This window comes from Staphylococcus sp. HMSC063A07, assembly GCF_001836955.1.
GTDB lineage: Bacteria > Bacillota > Bacilli > Staphylococcales > Staphylococcaceae > Staphylococcus > Staphylococcus lugdunensis.
Genome location: NZ_KV830925.1, coordinates 13,696 through 38,007, shown reverse-complemented (window position 1 = coordinate 38,007; position 24,312 = coordinate 13,696). Strand labels below are relative to the sequence as shown.

Annotated in this window: 17 protein-coding genes, 1 pseudogene and 1 other annotated feature; of the genes and pseudogenes, 16 read left to right on the top strand and 2 right to left on the bottom strand. The window is 36.2% G+C overall.

Annotated elements, in window-relative coordinates:
• Positions 1-77: 77 nt before the first annotated feature.
• Positions 78-226, top strand: a sequence feature (ribosomal protein L10 leader region).
• Between the two features lie 39 nt (positions 227-265).
• The 10 genes from rplJ to tuf all read left to right on the top strand — a co-directional run bounded on the left by rplJ (position 266) and on the right by tuf (position 14,764).
• Positions 266-766, top strand: coding sequence for a 50S ribosomal protein L10 (gene rplJ / locus HMPREF2597_RS08350; protein WP_002459939.1), 501 nt, complete (start codon positions 266-268; stop codon positions 764-766).
• A gap of 37 nt (positions 767-803) precedes the next feature.
• The gene (rplL, locus tag HMPREF2597_RS08345) at positions 804-1,172 is read left to right on the top strand and encodes a 50S ribosomal protein L7/L12 (RefSeq protein WP_002459938.1); all 369 of its coding nucleotides are present in this window, start codon (positions 804-806) and stop codon (positions 1,170-1,172) included.
• 275 nt (positions 1,173-1,447) lie between these two features.
• The gene (locus tag HMPREF2597_RS08340) at positions 1,448-2,056 is read left to right on the top strand and encodes a class I SAM-dependent methyltransferase (RefSeq protein WP_002479464.1); all 609 of its coding nucleotides are present in this window, start codon (positions 1,448-1,450) and stop codon (positions 2,054-2,056) included.
• A 201-nt stretch (positions 2,057-2,257) separates the two neighbouring features.
• Positions 2,258-5,812, top strand: a complete 3,555-nt coding sequence (gene rpoB / locus HMPREF2597_RS08335) for a DNA-directed RNA polymerase subunit beta (protein ID WP_002459936.1) — start codon at positions 2,258-2,260, stop codon at positions 5,810-5,812.
• Positions 5,813-5,997: 185 nt separating this feature from the next.
• The gene (gene rpoC, locus HMPREF2597_RS08330) at positions 5,998-9,594 is read left to right on the top strand and encodes a DNA-directed RNA polymerase subunit beta' (protein ID WP_161510814.1); all 3,597 of its coding nucleotides are present in this window, start codon (positions 5,998-6,000) and stop codon (positions 9,592-9,594) included.
• Positions 9,595-9,855: 261 nt separating this feature from the next.
• Complete coding sequence (locus HMPREF2597_RS08325) at positions 9,856-10,116, top strand: ribosomal L7Ae/L30e/S12e/Gadd45 family protein (RefSeq protein WP_002479463.1); 261 nt, start codon at positions 9,856-9,858, stop codon at positions 10,114-10,116.
• Positions 10,117-10,205: 89 nt separating this feature from the next.
• Positions 10,206-10,619, top strand: a complete 414-nt coding sequence (rpsL, locus tag HMPREF2597_RS08320; protein WP_002459933.1) for a 30S ribosomal protein S12 — start codon at positions 10,206-10,208, stop codon at positions 10,617-10,619.
• Positions 10,620-10,689: 70 nt separating this feature from the next.
• A complete protein-coding gene (gene rpsG / locus HMPREF2597_RS08315) occupies positions 10,690-11,160 on the top strand; it encodes a 30S ribosomal protein S7 (RefSeq protein WP_001137495.1) in 471 nt (156 codons plus the stop codon).
• A 119-nt stretch (positions 11,161-11,279) separates the two neighbouring features.
• Positions 11,280-13,361 carry an elongation factor G gene (gene fusA, locus HMPREF2597_RS08310; protein ID WP_002479461.1) on the top strand — a complete coding sequence of 694 codons (2,082 nt, stop codon included), beginning with the start codon at positions 11,280-11,282 and terminating at the stop codon, positions 13,359-13,361.
• 218 nt (positions 13,362-13,579) lie between these two features.
• Positions 13,580-14,764 (top strand): elongation factor Tu, encoded by a 1,185-nt coding sequence (tuf, locus tag HMPREF2597_RS08305; RefSeq protein WP_002459931.1) that lies wholly within the window; start codon positions 13,580-13,582, stop codon positions 14,762-14,764.
• A gap of 114 nt (positions 14,765-14,878) precedes the next feature.
• Here tuf and HMPREF2597_RS08300 read toward each other — a convergent pair whose 3' ends face one another.
• On the bottom strand, positions 14,879-16,045 hold the full coding sequence (locus HMPREF2597_RS08300) for a M20 family metallopeptidase (RefSeq protein ID WP_002479460.1): 1,167 nt from the start codon (positions 16,043-16,045) through the stop codon (positions 14,879-14,881).
• Positions 16,046-16,614: 569 nt separating this feature from the next.
• Between HMPREF2597_RS08300 and HMPREF2597_RS08295 the strand changes: the two genes are divergently transcribed.
• The 4 genes from HMPREF2597_RS08295 (at position 16,615) to HMPREF2597_RS08280 (ending at position 19,925) form a co-directional block, all read left to right on the top strand.
• A complete protein-coding gene (locus tag HMPREF2597_RS08295; protein ID WP_002479459.1) occupies positions 16,615-17,805 on the top strand; it encodes a glycine C-acetyltransferase in 1,191 nt (396 codons plus the stop codon).
• A gap of 102 nt (positions 17,806-17,907) precedes the next feature.
• Entirely contained in the window at positions 17,908-18,870 is a 963-nt protein-coding gene (locus HMPREF2597_RS08290) for an ornithine cyclodeaminase family protein (protein ID WP_002479458.1), read from the top strand.
• A 118-nt stretch (positions 18,871-18,988) separates the two neighbouring features.
• Positions 18,989-19,495 carry a GNAT family N-acetyltransferase gene (locus HMPREF2597_RS08285; RefSeq protein WP_002459927.1) on the top strand — a complete coding sequence of 169 codons (507 nt, stop codon included), beginning with the start codon at positions 18,989-18,991 and terminating at the stop codon, positions 19,493-19,495.
• Between the two features lie 10 nt (positions 19,496-19,505).
• On the top strand, positions 19,506-19,925 hold the full coding sequence (locus tag HMPREF2597_RS08280; RefSeq protein ID WP_002479457.1) for an NUDIX hydrolase: 420 nt from the start codon (positions 19,506-19,508) through the stop codon (positions 19,923-19,925).
• Positions 19,926-19,974: 49 nt separating this feature from the next.
• Here HMPREF2597_RS08280 and HMPREF2597_RS08275 read toward each other — a convergent pair.
• A pseudogene (locus tag HMPREF2597_RS08275) lies at positions 19,975-20,599 on the bottom strand (LysE/ArgO family amino acid transporter).
• Between the two features lie 699 nt (positions 20,600-21,298).
• On the opposite strand from HMPREF2597_RS08275, the gene HMPREF2597_RS08270 reads away from it, so the two are divergent.
• Both HMPREF2597_RS08270 and HMPREF2597_RS08265 read left to right on the top strand, forming a co-directional pair.
• The gene (locus HMPREF2597_RS08270) at positions 21,299-22,252 is read left to right on the top strand and encodes an NAD-dependent epimerase/dehydratase family protein (protein ID WP_002479454.1); all 954 of its coding nucleotides are present in this window, start codon (positions 21,299-21,301) and stop codon (positions 22,250-22,252) included.
• 220 nt (positions 22,253-22,472) lie between these two features.
• On the top strand, positions 22,473-23,549 hold the full coding sequence (locus tag HMPREF2597_RS08265) for a branched-chain amino acid aminotransferase (RefSeq protein WP_002459923.1): 1,077 nt from the start codon (positions 22,473-22,475) through the stop codon (positions 23,547-23,549).
• Positions 23,550-24,312 lie beyond the last annotated feature (763 nt).

Genomic DNA, 24,312 nt, shown 5'->3' with positions numbered 1-24,312 from the left:
GACTTCAAAGACTGGCAACTTTTGCTAGTCTTTTTTTAAAAAAACGATTGACATATTACAATAACAACGTTATATTAATTATTGTGATTATTTTACCTAAGACAGTAGGAGTTAATTATAACTTAAAAATCAATCCTACCGAGGCTAAAATTGACTTGAACGTGATGATTAATTGATCTTTCAAGCACTTTTTGCCGTGGGTAGAAAGTGCTTTTTTTATTGCTATTAAAAAAAGCACCGAACAAATTTAAATGGAGGTGTCTGAATGTCTGCTATCATTGAAGCAAAAAAACAACTTGTTGACGTTATTGCTGATCAACTTAAAAATTCAGTATCAACTGTCGTTGTCGATTACCGTGGTTTAACAGTTGCAGAAGTAACAGAATTGCGTTCACAATTACGTGAAGCTGGTGTTGAGTATAAAGTATACAAAAACACAATGGTTCGTCGTGCAGCTGAACAAGCAGGTATCGAAGGCTTAAACGATTTCTTAACAGGTCCTACAGCAATTGCAACTTCAACTGAAGATGTTGTAGCACCAGCGAAAGTTATCGCAGGTTTTGCAAAAGAACACGAAGCTTTAGAAATCAAAACAGGTGTCATGGACGGTAGTATTATATCAGCAGAAGAAGTTAAAACTGTTGGTTCATTACCTTCACACGACGGTCTTGTATCTATGCTTTTATCAGTATTACAAGCTCCAGTCCGCAACTTCGCTTATGCAGTTAAAGCTGTTGGAGAACAAAAAGAAGAAAGCGCTGAGTAATTGCGCATAAATTTTAAAATAACGGAGGAATTATAAAATGGCTAATCAAGAACAAATCATTGAAGCAATTAAAGAAATGTCAGTTTTAGAATTAAACGATTTAGTAAAAGCAATTGAAGAAGAATTTGGTGTAACTGCAGCAGCTCCAGTAGCAGCAGCAGGTGCAGCTGGTGGCGGAGACGCAGCAGCAGAAAAAACTGAATTTGATGTTGAATTAACTTCAGCTGGTTCATCTAAAATCAAAGTTGTTAAAGCAGTTAAAGAAGCAACTGGCTTAGGATTAAAAGATGCTAAAGAATTAGTAGATGGCGCTCCTAAAGTAATTAAAGAAGGCCTTGCTAAAGACGAAGCTGAAAAACTTAAAGAACAATTAGAAGAAGTAGGCGCGACTGTAGAATTAAAATAGTTCTCTCGTCTAAACTTAATATAGGTTAAGATAAATGAGATACATCGTTTGAATGTAGGAAGACTTAACCTAAATGCTTTGAGAAATGAAAACCCCGTTATCACGATAACGGGGTTTAGTTCATTTTCAGAATACAGTGGTACTTAATTAACGCATCCAAGTAGTTCAAGAAAAATGAAAAAATACACGAATAATATGTACTTTTTATGCTCATGACGTAAAAATACACGGTGATAATTCTTTAATACAAATCTATAAAGGAAAGGGGTGGGCTTATGAGTCATTATTATGATGAGTGCCCAGACGTTAAAAGTAATCAACAAACCATTGTTTACTCATATCAGCACGATAAATTACAGCTAGTGACAGATGCAGGTGTTTTTTCTAAAGATAAGGTAGATTTCGGCTCTGACTTGCTAATTCAAACGTTTTTGAATGAACATCCGCCTGGTCCGAGTAAGTCGATTGTTGATGTTGGATGTGGATATGGTCCTATTGGCCTAACCATAGCAAAGGTCTGTCCGCACCATAAAGTGACAATGCTTGACGTTAACCAACGCGCATTAGCACTAGCTGAAAAAAATAGTAAGCATAATCAAATTGATAATGTCATTATTAAAGAAAGCGATGGTCTTTCTGCAGTAAAGCATAACGCTTGTGATTATATTTTAACTAATCCGCCAATTAGAGCTGGTAAAGAAGTTGTTCATCGAATTTTTGCTGAAGCATATGACAGGTTAAGGACACAGGGTGAGCTGTTCGTTGTCATACAAAAGAAACAAGGTATGTCATCCGCTAAAAAGAAATTGGCTGAACTATTTGATAATGTAGAAGTCGTCACAAAGAATAAAGGATATTATATATTAAGAAGTTCAAAAGGTTGATTTAATATTCGTATTCTGATATAGTTATAAAATGTAAAAATTTATGTTCAATAAGTGTGTACTTTTACCTAATAAGAGTAAGTGGAACAGGAATAACATGAAACGGAAATGGTGTCATCTTTAGTGTTGCCGTTTTCTTTTTGTCTTGTTAGCACACTTTTAAATGGACGGTAGCACACAATATTTGAGGGGTGAATCTGTTTGGCAGGTCAAGTTGTCCAATATGGAAGACATCGTAAACGTAGAAACTACGCGAGAATTTCAGAAGTATTAGAATTACCAAACTTAATAGAAATTCAAACTAAATCTTATGATTGGTTCCTAAAAGAAGGTTTACTAGAAATGTTCCGTGATATCTCACCAATTGAAGATTTCACAGGTAACCTATCATTAGAGTTTGTAGATTACAGATTAGGTGAACCAAAGTATGATTTAGAAGAATCGAAAAATCGTGACGCTACTTATGCTGCACCTCTTCGTGTTAAAGTGCGTCTCGTTATAAAAGAAACAGGTGAAGTTAAAGAGCAAGAAGTATTTATGGGAGACTTCCCATTAATGACAGATACAGGTACGTTTGTTATTAATGGTGCAGAGCGTGTTATTGTATCGCAATTAGTACGTTCACCATCCGTTTACTTTAATGAAAAAATTGACAAAAACGGACGAGAAAATTATGATGCTACAATCATTCCTAACCGTGGTGCCTGGTTAGAATACGAAACAGATGCTAAAGATGTTGTCTATGTTCGTATTGATAGAACTCGTAAATTGCCATTAACTGTCTTATTACGCGCATTAGGCTTTTCAACTGATCAAGAAATTGTTGAGTTGTTAGGAGATAACGAATACTTGCGTAATACATTAGAAAAAGACGGAACAGAAAACACTGAACAAGCGTTATTAGAAATTTATGAACGTTTACGTCCTGGTGAACCACCAACAGTTGAAAATGCAAAAAGTTTATTATATTCTCGCTTCTTCGATCCGAAACGCTATGATTTAGCAAGCGTTGGACGTTATAAAGCGAACAAAAAATTGCATCTAAAACACCGTTTATTTAATCAAAAATTAGCAGAGCCTATCGTAAACAGCGAAACAGGTGAAATTGTTGCTGAAGAAGGTACTGTATTAGATCGTCGCAAATTAGACGAAATTATGGACGTTCTTGAAACAAATGCGAATAGTGAAGTATTCGAATTAGAAGGAACAGTAATAGACGAACCGGTTGAAATTCAATCAATCAAAGTCTATGTACCAAATGATGAAGAAGGTCGTACAACAACGATAATTGGTAATGCTTTACCAGATTCAGAAGTGAAATGTATCACACCTGCAGATATTATTTCTTCTATGAGTTACTTCTTCAACTTATTAGCTGGCATTGGTTACACGGATGATATCGATCATTTAGGTAACCGTCGTTTACGTTCAGTTGGTGAGTTATTGCAAAACCAATTCCGTATTGGTTTATCAAGAATGGAACGTGTTGTGCGTGAAAGAATGTCAATTCAAGATACAGAATCTATCACACCACAACAATTAATTAATATTAGACCAGTTATTGCATCAATTAAAGAATTCTTTGGTAGTTCTCAATTATCACAATTCATGGACCAAGCTAACCCATTAGCAGAATTAACACACAAACGTCGTTTATCTGCGTTAGGACCTGGTGGTTTAACACGTGAACGTGCACAAATGGAAGTTCGTGACGTGCATTATTCTCACTATGGCCGTATGTGTCCGATTGAAACACCAGAGGGTCCAAACATTGGTTTGATTAACTCATTATCTAGTTATGCGCGTGTCAACGAGTTTGGCTTTATTGAAACGCCTTATCGTAAAGTAGATATTGATACAAATGCAATCACAGATCAAATTGACTACTTAACTGCTGATGAAGAAGACAGTTATGTCGTTGCACAAGCGAACTCTCGCCTTGATGAAAATGGTCGTTTCTTAGATGATGAAGTAGTATGCCGTTTCCGCGGTAATAATACTGTTATGGCTAAAGAAAAAATGGACTACATGGATGTGTCTCCTAAACAAGTTGTTTCAGCTGCGACAGCATGTATTCCATTCTTAGAGAACGATGACTCTAACCGTGCATTGATGGGTGCAAACATGCAACGTCAAGCAGTTCCGTTGATGAACCCTGAAGCGCCGTTCGTAGGAACAGGTATGGAGCATGTTGCTGCTCGTGACTCTGGTGCTGCGATTACTGCAAAATACAGAGGTCGTGTAGAACACGTTGAATCTAATGAAATCCTAGTGCGTCGATTAATTGAAGAAAATGGAAAAGAATATGAAGGCGAACTTGATCGCTATCCATTAGCGAAGTTTAAACGCTCTAACTCTGGTACATGTTATAACCAACGTCCAATTGTTTCTATTGGCGACGTTGTAGAATACAATGAAATTCTAGCTGACGGTCCATCAATGGAGCTTGGTGAAATGGCATTAGGCCGCAACGTTGTAGTTGGTTTCATGACTTGGGACGGCTATAACTATGAAGATGCTGTCATCATGAGTGAACGTTTAGTCAAAGATGACGTTTACACATCTATTCATATTGAAGAATATGAATCAGAAGCACGTGATACGAAATTAGGACCTGAGGAAATCACACGTGATATTCCTAACGTCTCTGAAAGTGCACTTAAAAACTTAGACGATCGCGGTATTGTTTATGTAGGTGCAGAAGTTAAAGATGGCGATATTTTAGTAGGTAAAGTAACGCCTAAAGGTGTCACAGAGCTAACAGCTGAAGAACGTCTATTACATGCAATCTTTGGTGAAAAAGCACGTGAAGTGCGTGACACTTCATTGCGTGTACCACATGGTGCTGGCGGTATTGTGCTAGATGTTAAAGTCTTCAACCGTGAAGAAGGAGATGACACACTTTCTCCAGGTGTTAACCAATTAGTACGCGTATATATTGTGCAGAAACGTAAAATACACGTTGGGGACAAAATGTGTGGTCGTCATGGTAACAAAGGTGTCATTTCTAAGATTGTTCCAGAAGAGGACATGCCTTATTTACCAGATGGACGTCCAATTGATATTATGTTAAACCCACTTGGTGTGCCATCACGTATGAACATTGGACAAGTTCTAGAGTTGCATTTAGGTATGGCTGCTAAAAACTTAGGTATTCATGTTGCGTCACCAGTATTTGATGGTGCTAACGATGAAGATGTATGGTCAACAATTGAAGAAGCTGGTATGGCACGTGACGGTAAAACCGTATTATATGATGGCCGTACAGGTGAGCCATTCGACAACCGTATCTCAGTTGGAGTTATGTACATGCTTAAACTTGCACATATGGTTGATGACAAATTACATGCTCGTTCAACAGGTCCATACTCATTAGTTACACAACAACCACTTGGTGGTAAAGCACAATTTGGTGGACAACGTTTCGGTGAGATGGAAGTATGGGCACTTGAAGCTTATGGTGCTGCCTATACATTGCAAGAAATCCTTACTTATAAATCTGATGATACGGTAGGCCGTGTTAAAACATACGAAGCTATCGTTAAAGGTGAAAACATTTCTAGACCAAGTGTTCCTGAATCATTCCGTGTATTGATGAAAGAACTTCAAAGTTTAGGTTTAGATGTGAAAGTGATGGATGAGCACGATAACGAAATCGAAATGGCAGATGTTGAAGATGAAGATACAACAGAGCGCAAAGTAGATTTGCAACAAAAAGATGCGCCACAATCTCAACAAGAAGAAACTGCTGATTAGTCAATATATAAGATATAAGGAATGGTGTTAGGAACAAGTGCTACGGATGTTTAAACATAATGTGTTTTGAGTTGCATCCATCCTAACCTTTCCTTAATTTCAATAGATGTAAATCAATCAAATGGCACAGCTAATCTAAATTGAAGGAGGTAGGCTCCTTGATTGATGTAAATAATTTCCATTATATGAAAATCGGTTTAGCCTCACCTGAAAAAATTCGTTCATGGTCATATGGTGAAGTGAAAAAACCAGAAACAATTAATTATCGTACGTTAAAACCAGAAAAAGATGGCTTATTCTGTGAGAGAATATTCGGCCCAACTAAAGATTGGGAATGTAGTTGTGGTAAATACAAACGTGTGCGTTATAAAGGCATGGTTTGTGATAGATGTGGTGTTGAAGTCACTAAATCTAAAGTTCGTCGTGAAAGAATGGGACATATTGAATTAGCAGCTCCTGTATCTCATATTTGGTACTTCAAAGGTATCCCAAGTCGTATGGGTCTGTTATTAGACATGTCTCCTAGAGCATTAGAAGAAGTTATCTATTTCGCTTCATATGTTGTCGTCGATCCAGGTCCAACTGGTTTAGAAAAGAAAACTTTATTATCTGAAGCTGAATTTAGAGACTACTATGACAAATATCCAGGACAATTCGTTGCTAAAATGGGTGCAGAAGGCATTAAAGATTTATTACATGAAATTGACCTTGATGAAGAGCTTAAGCAATTACGTGATGAATTAGAATCAGCAACTGGTCAAAGATTGACACGTGCAATTAAACGTTTAGAAGTTGTTGAATCTTTTAGAAATTCTGGCAATAAACCTGAGTGGATGATTTTAGATGTACTTCCAATTATTCCACCAGAAATCCGTCCTATGGTTCAATTAGACGGGGGCCGTTTTGCTACAAGTGACTTAAATGACTTATATCGTCGTGTCATTAATCGTAATAATCGTTTAAAACGTTTATTAGATTTAGGTGCGCCTGGTATTATCGTGCAAAATGAAAAACGTATGTTGCAAGAAGCAGTAGATGCTTTAATTGATAATGGACGACGCGGACGCCCAGTTACTGGACCAGGTAACAGACCTTTGAAATCTCTTTCTCATATGTTGAAAGGTAAACAAGGTCGTTTCCGTCAAAACTTACTCGGTAAACGTGTTGACTATTCAGGACGTTCAGTTATCGCAGTAGGTCCAAGCTTGAAAATGTACCAATGTGGTTTGCCAAAAGAAATGGCGCTCGAATTGTTCAAACCTTTTGTTATGAAAGAGTTAGTACAACGTGAAATTGCCACAAACATTAAAAATGCGAAAAGTAAAATTGAACGCATGGATGATGAAGTTTGGGATGTATTAGAAGATGTTATTAGAGAACATCCGGTTCTGTTAAACCGTGCGCCTACGCTTCATAGACTAGGTATTCAAGCATTTGAACCAACATTAGTAGAAGGTCGCGCAATTCGACTTCACCCACTTGTAACAACAGCTTACAATGCGGACTTTGATGGTGACCAAATGGCTGTTCACGTACCATTATCTAAAGAAGCTCAAGCAGAAGCACGTATGCTTATGCTGGCTGCACAAAATATTTTGAACCCTAAAGATGGTAAACCAGTTGTTACGCCATCACAAGATATGGTATTAGGTAACTACTACCTTACTTTAGAGCGCAAAGATGCAATTAATACTGGTGCTATTTTTAACGATACAAACGAAGTGTTAAAAGCATATGCCAATGGCTATGTACACTTGCATACACGTATCGGTGTACATGCTGGGTCATTTAACAACCCGACATTTACTGAAGAACAAAATAAAAAAATCTTAGCTACATCTGTAGGTAAAGTCATTTTTAATGAAATTATTCCAGAATCATTTGCGTATATTAATGAACCATCACAAGCAAATTTAGAAGACAAAACACCTGATAAATATTTTGTTGATCCATCACAATTAGGTGAAGGTGGACTTAAAGCATTCTTTGAAGAACAAGAATTGACTGAGCCATTCAACAAAAAATTCTTAGGTAATATTATTGCTGAAGTCTTTAATAGATTTAGCATTACTGATACATCAATGATGCTTGACCGTATGAAAGACTTAGGTTTCAAATTTTCATCAAAAGCAGGTATTACTGTAGGTGTCGCAGATATCGTTGTATTACCAGACAAAAAAGATATCTTAGATGAACATGAAAAACTTGTTGATCGAGTAACAAAACAATTCAATCGTGGTTTAATAACAGAAGATGAACGTTATAATGCAGTCGTTGAAATTTGGACAGATGCTAAAGACCAAATTCAAGGCGAATTAATGCAATCACTTGAGAAAACAAACCCAATCTTTATGATGAGTGATTCAGGTGCGCGTGGTAACGCATCTAACTTTACGCAATTAGCTGGTATGCGTGGTTTAATGGCTGCGCCATCAGGTAAAATTATTGAGTTGCCAATCACTTCTTCATTCCGTGAAGGTTTAACCGTATTAGAATACTTCATTTCTACCCATGGTGCACGTAAAGGTCTTGCCGATACAGCGCTTAAAACAGCTGACTCTGGTTACCTTACTCGTCGTCTTGTTGACGTTGCACAAGATGTTATTGTACGTGAAGAAGACTGTGGCACTGACCGTGGTTTACTTGTATCTGATATTAGAGAAGGTACAGAAATGATTGAACCGTTTATCGAACGTATCGAAGGTCGCTATTCTAAAGAAACAATTCGTCACCCTGAAACGGATGAAATTATCATTCGTCCTGATGAATTGATTACAGCTGAAATCGCGAAGAAAATTACCGATGCAGGTATTGAGCAAATGTACATCCGTTCAGCATTTACTTGTAACACACGTCACGGCGTATGTGAAAAATGTTATGGTAAAAACCTTGCGACAGGTGAAAAAGTTGAAGTGGGTGAAGCAGTTGGAACAATTGCTGCTCAATCAATTGGTGAACCAGGTACGCAGCTTACAATGCGTACATTCCACACAGGTGGTGTAGCAGGTAGCGATATCACTCAAGGTCTTCCACGTATCCAAGAGATTTTCGAAGCGCGTAATCCAAAAGGACAAGCTGTGATTACTGAAATCGAAGGTGTTGTTGAAGATATTAAATTAGCGAAAGACCGTCAACAAGAAATTGTTGTTAAAGGCGCAAACGAAACAAGATCTTACCTTGCTTCAGGTACTTCAAGATTAAAAGTAGAAGTAGGACAATCAGTTGAACGAGGAGAAGTATTAACAGAAGGTTCAATTGAGCCGAAAAACTTCTTAGCTGTGGCTGGTTTAAATGCTACTGAAAGTTACTTGCTTAAAGAGGTACAAAAAGTTTATCGTATGCAAGGTGTAGAAATCGATGATAAACACGTTGAAGTAATGGTTAGACAAATGCTACGTAAAGTGCGTATTATCGAAGCTGGCGACACTAAATTATTACCAGGTTCACTTGTAGATATTCACCACTTTACAGACGCAAACCGCGATGCATTTAAACAACGTAAACGCCCAGCAACAGCCAAACCAGTGTTGTTAGGTATTACTAAAGCATCTCTTGAAACAGAAAGCTTCTTATCAGCGGCTTCATTCCAAGAAACAACACGTGTCCTTACAGATGCAGCTATCAAAGGTAAACGTGATGACTTACTTGGACTTAAAGAGAATGTTATTATTGGTAAACTTATCCCAGCTGGTACAGGTATGAGACGATACAGTAGCGTTAAATACGATAAAACCACTGTTCCAGTAGCTGAACAAACAGAAGAACAATTAACAGACAAATAATAAAATTGACTGGGACATTTCCTGAAAAATTAGCTAGTAAATGCGGTTTTTGTAACGTCATTTACTAGCTATTTTATTTACAATACTTGTATTGAAAGCTCACTTGCTTAGTCGACACTTCTGAGTGTGGTCCCAACTTGTTGGAAATATTTGTTTCTGACACTATGATTTTCAATCAATTTTGCTATTATATATTGACTGTAATAAAGTTAAGTGTTATTATTGTAAAGGTTGATGCAAGCAGAACTTTGGAGGATGTTCATGTCTAATGAAAAAGTTGCACGCTTTAACAAACAACACGTTGTAGTTGGTCTTAAAGAAACGCTCAAGGCGTTAAAGAAAGATCAAGTTACAGCATTGATTATTGCAAAAGACGTCGAAGTATTTTTATTATCTCGCGTGTTTAGCTATGTCAATCACACAAATATACCTGTTTATTATTTCGAGAGTAAACAAGCTCTTGGCAAATATGTAGGTATTAATGTTAATGCGACAATTGTTGCATTATTGAATGAGAATTAGTAAGTATTTGCTTACTAACTTTTATTTAACCTTAAAATGAACCACCTGGATGTGTGGGATTAAAAAGTGAAGAGAGGAGGACATACTCAATGCCAACTATTAACCAATTAGTACGTAAACCAAGACAAAGCAAATCTAAGAAATCAGATTCACCAGCTTTAAATAGAGGTTTCAACAGTAAAAAGAAACAATTTACTGACTTAAATTCACCTCAAAAACGTGGTGTTTGTACGCGTGTAGGAACAATGACTCCTAAGAAACCTAACTCAGCGTTACGTAAATATGCACGTGTGCGTTTATCAAATAACATTGAAATCAACGCATACATCCCTGGTATCGGACACAACTTACAAGAACACAGTGTTGTACTTGTTCGTGGTGGACGTGTAAAAGACTTACCAGGTGTGCGTTACCATATTGTACGTGGTGCACTTGATACTTCAGGTGTTGATGGACGTAAACAAGGTCGTTCATTATACGGAACTAAAAAACCTAAAAACTAAGTTTAAGATTGTGTAAATTTTAAATGAGAAAACTAAAAATATACTATAATGTGAAGGGAGGATTTTAATTATGCCTCGTAAAGGATCAGTACCTAAAAGAGACGTATTACCAGATCCAATTCATAACTCTAAGTTAGTTACGAAATTGATTAACAAAATTATGTTAGACGGTAAACGTGGAACAGCACAAAGAATTCTTTATTCTGCTTTCGACTTAGTTGAACAACGCAGCGGTCGAGATGCATTAGAAGTATTCGAAGAAGCAATCAATAATATTATGCCAGTATTAGAAGTTAAAGCTCGTCGTGTAGGTGGTTCTAACTATCAAGTACCAGTTGAAGTTCGTCCAGAACGTCGTACAACATTAGGTTTACGTTGGTTAGTAAACTATGCGCGTCTTCGTGGTGAAAAAACGATGGAAGATCGTTTAGCTAACGAAATTTTAGATGCAGCTAATAATACAGGTGGTGCAGTTAAGAAACGTGAGGATACTCACAAAATGGCTGAAGCGAACAAAGCATTCGCGCACTACCGCTGGTAAAATGAAAGCTTTTACCCTGAGCGTGCTCCAATCCATTGGTTTACCAGTGCTGGTACATGCTTAGGGCATCGCCATATCTAAAGTACTTATTCAGTAAATACTGGAAGGAGAAAAAATACATGGCAAGAGACTTTTCTTTGAAAAATACTCGTAACATCGGTATCATGGCTCACATTGATGCTGGTAAAACAACTACGACTGAACGTATTCTTTATTACACAGGTCGTATCCACAAAATTGGTGAAACACATGAAGGTGCTTCACAAATGGACTGGATGGAACAAGAGCAAGATCGCGGTATCACTATTACGTCAGCTGCTACAACTGCGCAATGGAATGGTCACCGTGTTAACATCATCGATACACCAGGACACGTAGACTTCACTGTTGAGGTTGAACGTTCTTTACGTGTACTTGATGGTGCGGTTACTGTACTTGATGCACAATCAGGTGTAGAACCACAAACTGAAACAGTATGGCGCCAAGCTACAACTTATGGCGTACCTCGTATTGTATTCGTAAACAAAATGGATAAATTAGGTGCGAACTTTGACTACTCTGTAAGCACATTACATGATCGCTTACAAGCAAATGCACAACCTATCCAATTACCAATTGGTGCTGAAGATGACTTTGAAGCAATCATCGACTTAGTCGAAATGAAATGTTTCAAATACAACAATGATTTAGGTACTGAAATTGAAGAAATCGAAATCCCAGATAGCCATAAAGAAAAAGCTGAAGAAGCACGTGCAACATTAATTGAAGCCGTTGCTGAAACAAGCGATGAGTTAATGGAAAAATATCTTGGTGACGAAGAAATTACTGTTCCTGAATTAAAAGAAGCGATTCGTGAAGCTACTACAAATGTAGAATTTTACCCAGTACTTTGCGGTACAGCTTTCAAAAATAAAGGTGTTCAATTAATGCTAGATGCAGTAATTGACTATTTACCATCACCATTAGATGTTAAACCAATCATTGGTCACCGTTCTGAAAATCCAGACGAAGAAGTTATCGCGAAAGCAGACGATGATGCAGAATTTGCTGCATTGGCTTTCAAAGTAATGACTGACCCTTATGTTGGTAAATTAACATTCTTCCGTGTGTACTCAGGTACATTATCATCTGGTTCATACGTGAAAAACTCTACAAAAGGTAAACGTGAACGTGTAGGTCGTTTATTACAAATGCATGCAAACTCACGTCAAGAAATTAGTACCGTGTACTCAGGCGATATCGCTGCTGCGGTAGGTCTTAAAGACACAGGTACAGGTGATACTTTATGTGGTGAGAAAAATGACATTATCTTGGAATCAATGGAATTCCCAGAACCTGTTATCCACTTATCAGTTGAACCAAAATCTAAAGCTGACCAAGATAAAATGACAACAGCTTTAGTTAAATTACAAGAAGAAGACCCAACATTCCATGCACATACCGATGATGAAACTGGACAAGTTATCATTGGTGGTATGGGTGAATTACACTTAGACATCTTGGTTGACCGTATGAAAAAAGAATTCAACGTTGAATGTAATGTAGGTGCGCCGATGGTTTCTTACCGTGAAACATTCAAAAAAGCTGCACAAGTTCAAGGTAAATTCTCTCGTCAATCTGGTGGACGTGGTCAATACGGTGATGTTCACATTGAATTTACACCTAATGAAACTGGCGCTGGTTTCGAATTCGAAAACGCAATCGTTGGTGGTGTAGTTCCTCGTGAATACATTCCATCAGTTGAAGCAGGTCTAAAAGATGCTATGGAAAATGGTGTCTTAGCTGGTTATCCACTAATTGATGTTAAAGCTAAATTATTTGATGGTTCATACCATGATGTCGATTCATCAGAAATGGCCTTCAAAATTGCTGCATCATTAGCGCTTAAAGAAGCTGCTAAAAAATGTGATCCAGTTATCTTAGAACCAATGATGAAAGTTACAATCGAAATGCCTGAAGAATACATGGGTGATATCATGGGTGACGTAACAGCTCGTCGTGGACGTGTTGATGGTATGGAACCTCGTGGTAATGCACAAGTTGTTAACGCTTATGTACCGCTTTCAGAAATGTTCGGTTATGCAACATCATTACGTTCTAACACACAAGGTCGCGGTACTTACACAATGTACTTTGACCACTATGCAGAAGTTCCAAAATCAATTTCTGAAGAAATCATTAAGAAAAACAAAGGCGAATAATTTAACTTGTTTTAACCGTGCTAACTAGGTTAAAATACACTTTGAGTTAAAACAACTTTGCTCACGCTTTTACAATTGATTTTTTGTAGAAAATGCATTATAAAGGAATTATGAATTTCTTTGAGGCAACTCAATCTATTATATTCTCATGATGGTGAGAAACTGTCATGAGAGATAATATTGAAATAACTTTTAACTAGAAGAGGAGAGATTTAATAATGGCAAAAGAAAAATTCGATCGCTCAAAAGAACATGCCAATATTGGTACTATCGGTCACGTTGACCATGGTAAAACTACTTTAACAGCTGCAATTGCAACTGTATTAGCAAAAAATGGTGACACTGTAGCACAATCATACGACATGATTGACAACGCTCCAGAAGAAAAAGAACGTGGTATTACAATCAATACTGCACACATCGAATATCAAACTGATAAACGTCACTATGCGCACGTTGACTGCCCAGGACACGCTGACTATGTTAAAAACATGATCACTGGTGCTGCTCAAATGGACGGCGGTATCTTAGTAGTTTCTGCTGCAGATGGTCCAATGCCACAAACTCGTGAACACATTCTTTTATCACGTAACGTTGGTGTGCCAGCATTAGTAGTATTCTTAAACAAAGTTGACATGGTTGACGATGAAGAATTATTAGAATTAGTAGAAATGGAAGTTCGTGATTTATTAACTGAATATGACTTCCCAGGTGACGATGTGCCTGTAATCGCTGGTTCAGCATTAAAAGCTTTAGAAGGCGACGAAAAATACGAAGCTAAAATCTTAGAATTAATGGATGCAGTTGATAACTACATTCCAACTCCAGAACGTGACTCTGACAAACCATTCATGATGCCAGTTGAGGACGTATTCTCAATCACTGGTCGTGGTACTGTTGCTACAGGCCGTGTTGAACGTGGTCAAATCAAAGTCGGTGAAGAAGTTGAAATTATTGGTATCCACGATACTACTAAAACAACGGTTACTGGTGTAGAAATGTTCCGTAAATTATTAGACTATGCTGAAGCTGGTGACAACATCGGTGCGTTATTACGTGGTGTTGCTCGTGAAGATGTACAACGTGGACAAGTATTAGCTGCTCCAGGTTCAATTACACCTCACACTAAATTTAAAGCTGACGTATATGTTTTATCTAAAGATGAAGGTGGACGTCATACACCATTCTTCTCAAACTACCGCCCACAATTCTATTTCCGTACTACAGACGTAACTGGTGTTGTTAACTTACCAGAAGGTACAGAAATGGTTATGCCTGGTGACAACGTTGAAATGACAGTTGAATTAATCGCTCCAATCGCTATCGAAGACGGAACTCGTTTCTCAATTCGTGAAGGTGGACGTACTGTAGGATCAGGCGTTGTAACTGAAATTATGGAATAATTTAATTATTCAAAGCTCCCTTTAGGGGGCTTTTTTAGATTTAGAATTGTTATATAAGTAAAAGCTACGCCATGACGATACTTGATTGTATCTTTGATGGCGTAGCTTTTTCAGTTAAAAAACATGTTCTAATTCTAGTATTTTTAAGAAGACACTGGCCGCATACTTAAATGCGGACTCATCAATATCAAAATGTGGATTATGATGAGGTGCTGTTATTCCTTTATCTACATTGCCACATCCCGTTAAGAAAAAGGCGCCTGGTCGCACTTTTAAATAGTGAGAAAAGTCTTCTCCAATCATCATTAAATCAGACTCATTAAATCTTAAGTGCAAGTCATTCGATGCTTGTTTCACTTGAGCATATGCTTGTGGATGATTATGCACTGGTAAATAGCCTTTAATGTATTCTAAATCATAAGTAATATCATTGGCTAAAGCTAGTCCCTGTAGTAGTTTGTCCATGCGCATTTCGACGTGTTCTTGTATGTCAGTATCAAATGTTCGCACGGTACCTTTACAGAAAGCACTATCAGGAATAACACTATCAGATGAACCAGCTTGAATCATACCAAATGTTAATACAGCTTCTTTAACAGGGTCTATCGTACGAGAAATAATTTTTTGTGCACTTAATATAAATTCAGCCATAATAACGATAGGATCTATCGTTTCATGTGGCTTTGCACCGTGTCCACCTCTGCCTTTTATGGTAACTGAGAATTCGTCAGGGCTTGCCATGATTGCACCGGGTCTAGAATAAATCGTGCCTGTTTCATAACCACTCCATAAGTGTGTGCCATAAATTTTATCAACATCTTGTAAACAGCCATCTTCTATCATTTCTTGAGAACCGCCAGGCATGATCTCTTCACCATATTGGAATATGCAGACGACATTCCCTTTTAACAAATGACGATGCTCATGAATAATTTCTGCTACACCAAGTAAAATAGCGGTATGACCATCATGACCACAAGCATGCATAAAGCCTTCATGTCGCGATTTGTAAGGCACATCATTCAATTCTGTTACAGGTAATGCATCGAAATCAGCGCGAAAGGCTATAGTAGGGCCTTCTTCATTCCCTTTGAAAGTCGCCTTAATACCATTGCGGCCAACTGGGGCTTCGATATCACAGTCAAGATGGCTAAGTTGATTTAAAATATAATTATGAGTCCAAGTTTCTTCGAATGATGGTTCGGGATACTGATGCATATAGCGACGCATTTGAATCATTCGATTTTCTTTATGACTCGCTAATTGAAACCAATCTAACACGTGTTTCACTTCCTCCATTATGTTCGTATTTCTTAGTATATCAGACTCTGCACGAGCGATATAGATGTGAATAAAAATCTTTTATTTATAAAATTGATTATGCCATTTTTATATTAGGCTGGACATAAATTTCATAATAATATTCCGTATGATTGACTCGCTTGCTTAGGGGAAGTTTCAGATTGTCCTGTTCACTTAAGTGTCTCACTAAAATACAGGATATTTATATGAGTTTTCATATTTAAAATACTTTAAAAAACAAGGAACTTTTATAGCATTTAATCAATGTTACTAAACAAAATGAACGAGCTACTTTATGTATAAAAACGATAACATGAGGCATCATAAACTATTATATAGAAACTTCAGTTTTAATCCCTTTAGTTAGAAATAACACTCGAAAGAAATACTTTGACAGTGCTATTTTAATTCGTTACAGTTATATCCCAAACTGAGGGATTGATTTAATAAATGAAAAAATAATCATACTGCAATAATGATAAGGCTTTCATGAGCGATTAAAATAAGGTATGATAAATGTGAAATTCGAATACAAGGGGGACATATTTGTGGTTCAATCATTACACAACTTTTTAGAAGAAAATATTCAATATTTAAAAGACAACGGTTTATATAATGAAATCGATTCAATCGAAGGTGCCAATGGTCCTGAAATTACTATTAATGGTAAAACGTATATTAACCTATCTTCAAATAATTACTTAGGACTGGCTACTAACGAAGATTTAAAAACGGCAGCTAAATCTGCAATCGATTCACATGGTGTAGGCGCAGGTGCTGTACGCTCAATTAATGGTACATTAGACTTACATGATGAGTTAGAAGAAACATTAGCGCAATTTAAAGGAACTGAAGCAGCCATCGCATATCAATCTGGTTTTAATTGCAATATGGCTGCAATTTCGGCAGTCATGAACAAAAATGACGCGATTTTATCAGATGAATTAAACCATGCTTCAATTATTGATGGTTGCCGATTATCTAAAGCTAAAATCATTCGTGTAAATCACTCAGATATGGATGACTTAAGAGCTAAAGCTAAAGAGGCTGTTGAATCTGGTAAATATAATAAAGTAATGTATATTACTGATGGCGTATTTAGCATGGATGGTGATGTTGCCAAGTTACCTGAAATTGTAGAAATTGCTGAAGAGTTTGGTTTAATCACTTATGTGGATGATGCACATGGTTCAGGAGTTATGGGTAATGGTGCTGGAACCGTTAAACATTTTGGTTTACAAGATAAGATTGATTTCCAAATCGGTACACTTTCTAAGGCCATTGGTGTTGTTGGTGGTTACGTAGCAGGTACGAAAGCGTTAATAGATTGGTTAAAGGCACAATCTAGACCATTTTTATTCTCTACATCATTAGCCCCTGGTGATACGAAAGCTATTACAGAAGCTGTAAAAAAATTAATGGCTTCTACTGAATTGCATGACAAACTCTGGGATAATGCACGATACCTAAAAGACGGACTAGCAAAACTTGGCTTTAATACAGGTGAATCAGAGACACCAATTACTCCGGTTATTATTGGAGATGAAAAAGAAACTCAAGAATTTAGTAAACGCTTAAAAGACGAAGGTATATATGTAAAATCAATCGTCTTTCCAACAGTACCACGTGGCACTGGTCGAGTAAGAAATATGCCTACTGCAGCGCATACGAAAGAAATGTTAGATAAAGCAATTGCGGCTTATGAAAAAGTAGGTAAAGCATTAGGCACAATCGAATAGTGTAAACTATCATTATCCACTGGCTACAAAGCTAGTGGATGTTTTTTATGGAGTGAAATGCTAAACTGAAATGCGTAAACACACTTGTATGGAGGTCTGGGAATGTTAGTTATAAATGAACAAGATCAACAGCAATTATTGAATATGAAAGAAGTGATCGATGAAGTTGCTCATGCACTGAAAGCTTTTTCAGAGGGAAAGACAGAAACACCATTACGCTATGTATTACCATTTAATAATGAAAATAAATATTTGGTTATGCCTGCGCTTTCAGATGAGTTAAAAATTGTTGGTATCAAAACTGTAACATTTGCACCAGAAAATCCTGAAAAAGGTAAAAAAACAATTACTGGTTCTGTATTATTAAGTGACTATGAGACTGGAGAAACACTAGCTGTGTTAGATGGGAATTATTTAACCAAAATTCGCACAGGTGCTATTTCCGGTGTTGCAACTAAATACTTAGCACGTGAAGAAGCTAAAACATTATGCGTGATAGGTGCAGGGGACCAAGCACAAGGATTAGTGGCTGCAGTTATGGCAGTGAGAAATATAGATACTGTTCATTTTTCAAGTCGTACTAAAGAAAAAGCCAATCAATTCGCAGATACAGTTGCTAAAAAATATCACGTTACAACAAAAGTTTTTAATGTGGCCGATGATGCTATGGAAAAAGCCGACATTATTGTAACTGCTACGAATTCTAGTTACCCAGTTTATTCTCGTTCACTAAAGCCTGGAGTGCATTTAAATGCGGTAGGTTCATTTAAGCCAGATATGCAAGAATTACCATCAGAATCAATGTTAGTTGCTAATAAAATTGTTGTAGAATCGGTTGAAGCAGCCATGGAAGAGACAGGGGATTTAAAAGTACCACAAGATGAAGGTTTAATTACAGTAAACTCACTGTATGGAGAGTTAGGTGATATTGTAGCGGGAAACATTCTAGGACGTGAAGACAATAAAGAAGTAACGCTATTTAAATCAGTTGGATTAGCAATTGTCGATATTGTCGTTGCACATTATTTTTATAAGAAAGCACTAAAAAACAGCAATAAATCATAAAATATGTTGAAACAAGTGCTTCAATAAAAATAAATTAACACAACACCAAACGTAAAGATTGTTAGTCTAAACTAAAGCTAATAACGGCAATTAAATTAATGAAAGAGAGATATTTTGTATGTTAGAACTGAGACCATTACGCAACAAAGATGAAGTTGCTTTAAGACATTATGTAGAAGCGTGGTATCATAACAATGAACCGATTGTGCCTAACAATACTGATTTAGCCAACTACACTTCCTTTAAACATATGGTTGAGGAATTGAATAACAAAGGTGTACATAAGGATTGGGTTCCTACAACAACACTATTTTGTTTTAAAAATGATGAAATTGTTGGTGCGGTAGATATTCGACATCAGTTAAATCAACGTTTGACCAATATAGGCGGTCATGTAGGTTATGGTGTAGTGAAATCTCAGAGAGGTCAAGGCATCGCTTTATATATGCTCAAAGAAGCGAAGAAAATATTGAAAGAATTGAATGTTGATAAAGTTTTAATGACGTGCAATCCTAAAAATTATGCGTCTCAAGCAGTTATAAAGCATTGTGCTGGCTATGAAATAGCACCTTATATTAAGAAAAATGGGCAGTTAGTCAGCCGTTTTGAAATTCCGAATGATTGAAGGTTAAAATATGAAAGAATTAAAAGTTGTATATGCATTAATTCAAAATGAAGATGGACAAGTCTTACTTGTACATAACACAGACGGTGGAGGTTGGTCATTCCCTGGAGGTAAAGTTGAGCCGGAAGAAACGTTAGTAGAGGCTCTAAAGAGAGAAATTATGGAAGAAACAGGTTTGGAAGGACAAATTGGTGATATATTAAGTATTAATGAGGGCAAGTCACGATCCATGGATGTCCACACACTATTCTTTATGTTTCGTGTAACGGTTACGTCATTTGCGACTCAAATCCAGGTGCCAAATGAAATATCCACAGTACGTTGGATGACGATAAGAGAAGCGGATGAGAAATTAATTTATTATCAACAAAGTTTAGCAGAACTGTTGAAAAATAGAGCAACTTACGATTATGAAGGTTATGTATCGTAAAAATAAAGGATGATAGAATGTCTGTCTCAATAGGCCATTTATCATCTTTTCATATCTTTATGATTAACTGAATCATATTTTTAACAATAATACAGGCAACAATTAAAATAATGAGACTTGAAATCTTATTTAACAGGGTGATATATTTACCTGTTTTATCGAGATGACCGATGACTTTACCAATAATTGCTAATAAAATAAACCAAAACCAAGAAACACTTATTGTTGCAAATGTAAACCACCATTTGTCTAGACCTTGATATAATGTTGAACTTGTACCAATGACTCCAATAGTATCCATAATAGCATGTGGATTAAGTAATGATACTGATAAAGTAAAACTAATTTGCTTCTTTAGCAGACATAGGAGGTTGTGATTTTAAATCAGCCGGTTGTTCACGCGACAATGACCTAGCGATATATAATAAAAAAATGAAGCCAACAAGAAAAATGACGAGTTGTAACATAGGCAGTGAGATTAAGATAAGTGATACGCCTAGAACGGCTAGCAATATTAACACGCTATCACACAATCCTGCTGTGATAATGACAGGCAGTGTGCTTATGAAATGCTTATGATTAGCGCCTTGATTAAACACAAAGACATTTTGTGCGCCTAAAGGTAAAATTAAGCCTAATGCTAATAAAAAGCCATGGGAGATTGCTTGAAACATCTGAGTAACACGTCCTTTCAAGAATTTACTCAGCATATTATAAGTTCAATAAGTGGTAAAGACATTGTCGGAAATGCCTCACATCTTATGCGCTTAAAAATGAGTCAGTCGCAATAAATGAGTTTAGATTTAGAAGATTATGATGGCTAAAAATTAGTGGATTAAGTAATTGCTAATTAATAAAGATAATGCAATAGACATCAAGGAATAGCGTACACTTAAAAGTGCAGCATATTCCCAATTGCTATTGTTGGGTAGAAAACATACATATTATTGTCCCTGTTTTCTACCCGGCGTCAAAAGTTTATAAATAGTTTTACAATGAACTGTAAAATCGCAAGGCAATGAAGTAAAACTAGGACTGCCTTTTATTTATAAATTTTAATTTAGCACAACGTAAATCAAAAAACAATATGTAATTACTGTGAATTTTTATATCAGGATTCATTATTGAATGAAAAGAACCTAGTTTCGAATGTTTAATGAGTATCGAAATATCACTTAATAACAATCATATTTATAATAAATTGAATATTTGATGAATTAAAAAGCTAATATTTTAAAATTAGTTAGTAAAAATGTACTTTGTGTATATACATGTAAGCGTTTTTATATTATAATATTTGTGTAAATACAGGCAATGTACATATAGTAAGGACAAAAATACTTTTAGCAAAAACAAAGGGAGCGTATATTTTTATGAAAAGAATAATGATTACGGGTGCTTTAGGACAAATTGGTACGGAATTAGTAGGTAAATGCAGAGAAATTTATGGCACAGACAATGTTTTAGCTACTGATATTAGAGAGCCTGAAGCAGATTCACCTGTGAAAGATGGTCCTTTTGAAATTTTAGATGTGACTGATAAGGATCGTATGTTTGAGATTGTTAAGGATTTTGAAGCAGATTCATTGATGCATATGGCTGCTTTATTATCAGCGACTGCTGAGAAAAAACCGTTATTAGCATGGGAATTAAATATGGGTGGACTTATGAACGCGCTAGAAGCAGCAAGAGAATATGACTTGCACTTCTTTACGCCAAGTTCAATAGGTGCTTTTGGTAGCTCAACACCAAAAGTAAATACGCCACAAGTGACCATCCAACGACCAACAACGATGTATGGTGTGAATAAAGTAGCTGGAGAATTATTATGCCAATATTACTATGAAAAGTTTGGTGTAGATACACGTAGTGTCAGATTTCCAGGGCTTATATCTTATGTTAAAGAACCAGGGGGCGGCACGACTGATTATGCTGTTGAAATATACTTTAAAGCTGTTCGTGAAGGGCGTTACACTAGCTATATAGCTAAAGACACATATATGGATATGATGTTTATGGATGACGCGATTGATGCCATCATCAAACTAATGGAAGCAGATAGTGAAAATTTAGTAACACGCAATGGTTATAATCTTAGTGCAATGAGCTTTGAACCAGAAATGCTCAAAGAAGCGATTCAACAATACTATCCAAATTTTGTTTTAGATTATGAAGTGGATCCAGATCGTCAAGGCATTGCGGATACTTGGCCTGACAGTATTGATACAAGTTGTTCACGCAATGAATGGGGCTTTAATCCTCAATACGATTTACCTAAGATGACTAAGATTATGCTTCGAGCAATTGAAGCGAAAGACAAAATATAAATATATCTTCAAACACGATGCATATCAATAAAAAATAGGATAACTCTTACCTCATAAGCTTGAAAAATGCTTAAGGGGTAAGAGTTTTGTTATGCTTGTTAAATAACGGTTAATATTCTGATATATTTTGAATTTTTAGAAAATTTATTGAAAGACGCCGTTGAGATTGCTATAATTACATATAATTATTGATAACGGAAATTTTTAGGAGGCAATATTCATGTCAGAAAAAGTAAAATTTGTAGAACGTCAAGCACTTAAAGAAAAACCAGATACTGCTGGTTTAGGATTTGGACAATATTTCACAGATTACATGCTCAGTTATGACTATGATATCGATAAAGGTTGGCATGATTTAAAAATCGTACCGTATGCACCATTAGAAGTATCACCAGCCGCACAAGGTTTACATTATGGACAAGCCGTTTTTGAAGGGTTAAAAGCATATAAAACGAATGATGAGGTTGTCTTATTCCGTCCAGACCAAAACTTTAAACGTATTAACGATTCTTTAGCACGTTTAGAGATGCCGAAAATTGATGAAGATGTATTATTAGAGGGATTAAAACAATTAGTTGATGTAGAACGCGACTGGGTACCAGAAGGAGAAGGTCAATCATTATATATTCGACCATTTGTTTTTGCAACGGAAGGTATCCTTGGTGTGCGCCCATCACACCAATATAAATTATTAATTATTTTATCACCATCAGGTGCATATTATGGTGGAGACACATTGAAATCAACAAAGATTTATGTCGAAGATGAATATGTACGTGCCGTACGCGGTGGTGTTGGATTTGCTAAAGTAGCAGGAAATTATGCTGCAAGTTTACTCGCACAAAGTAATGCGAATAAGCTAGGTTATGATCAAGTATTGTGGTTAGATGGTGTTGAACAAAAATATGTTGAAGAAGTAGGTAGTATGAACATCTTCTTCGTTGAAAACGGAAAAGTAGTTACGCCAGCATTAAATGGTAGTATCTTACCTGGTATTACACGCAAATCAATCATCGAATTAGCTAAAGAATTAGGCTATGAAGTTGAAGAACGTAAAGTATCCGTTGATGAATTATTTGAAGCATACGATAAAGGTGCTTTAACTGAAGTGTTTGGTTCAGGTACAGCAGCAGTAATTTCACCAGTAGGAACATTACGTTATGAAGACCGTGAAATTGTAATTAACAATAACGAACCAGGAGAAATTACTAAAAAATTATACGATACTTACACAGGCATTCAAAGTGGTAAATTGGAAGATAAACACGGTTGGCGTGTGGTTGTTCCTAAATATTAATAGGTTATTAGAATTAAACAGGATGGGACATCAATGTCTCTGACAAGTTGAAGAGGGAGCGGGATAGAATTCATTATGAATTCGTATTCTCGCTCCCTTCATTATTCATATGAAGTGTCATTAAGACAAAGCTCAATGCTTTTAAGTATCAAGTATTTTAGGATTTATGTTCAACCTGCTTTAAATTTCTTGAAATAAAAAGAGAAGATTTAACATTTTTATTAAATTATAGCTTTGATTAGAAAAACAATGTCATTCATACTTAGGTACTGAATGTTTTTTATCAACAACGCATACTTTTTTGTGTCATTATTGAATCATAATTACAGCTTGGTATATAGAGTGGTTGTGTAGGAAAAATTAACCAAAAAGATTTTAGAAGAGATTAAAATAAAAGTGACAATAATATATTGAGGTGAGCAAAATGAATGATTTATTTGGTTTCATAACTAAAGTTATTGATTTCTTACGTAGTATTCTTGTCAACGGTGAACCTAGAAGATAACCAACGAAAAAACTCCTTAAGTATACTGAGCCTCAAATGATGCGTCTTGGTTTAGTACACTAATTAAAGAGCTTGTTTCCCAAAAAGGGAACAAGCTCTTTGATTTATTATAGAACCGTTAAACAATGGTTAATTATTTTATTTAAATAATAAAATACGTAGACTGTGTAGTAATATTTTAAAGTTATAAAACGAGAGAACACTCATCCATAACATGGTTTGGAGAGTGTTCTCGATTTGTATCAATATATTTGTTGC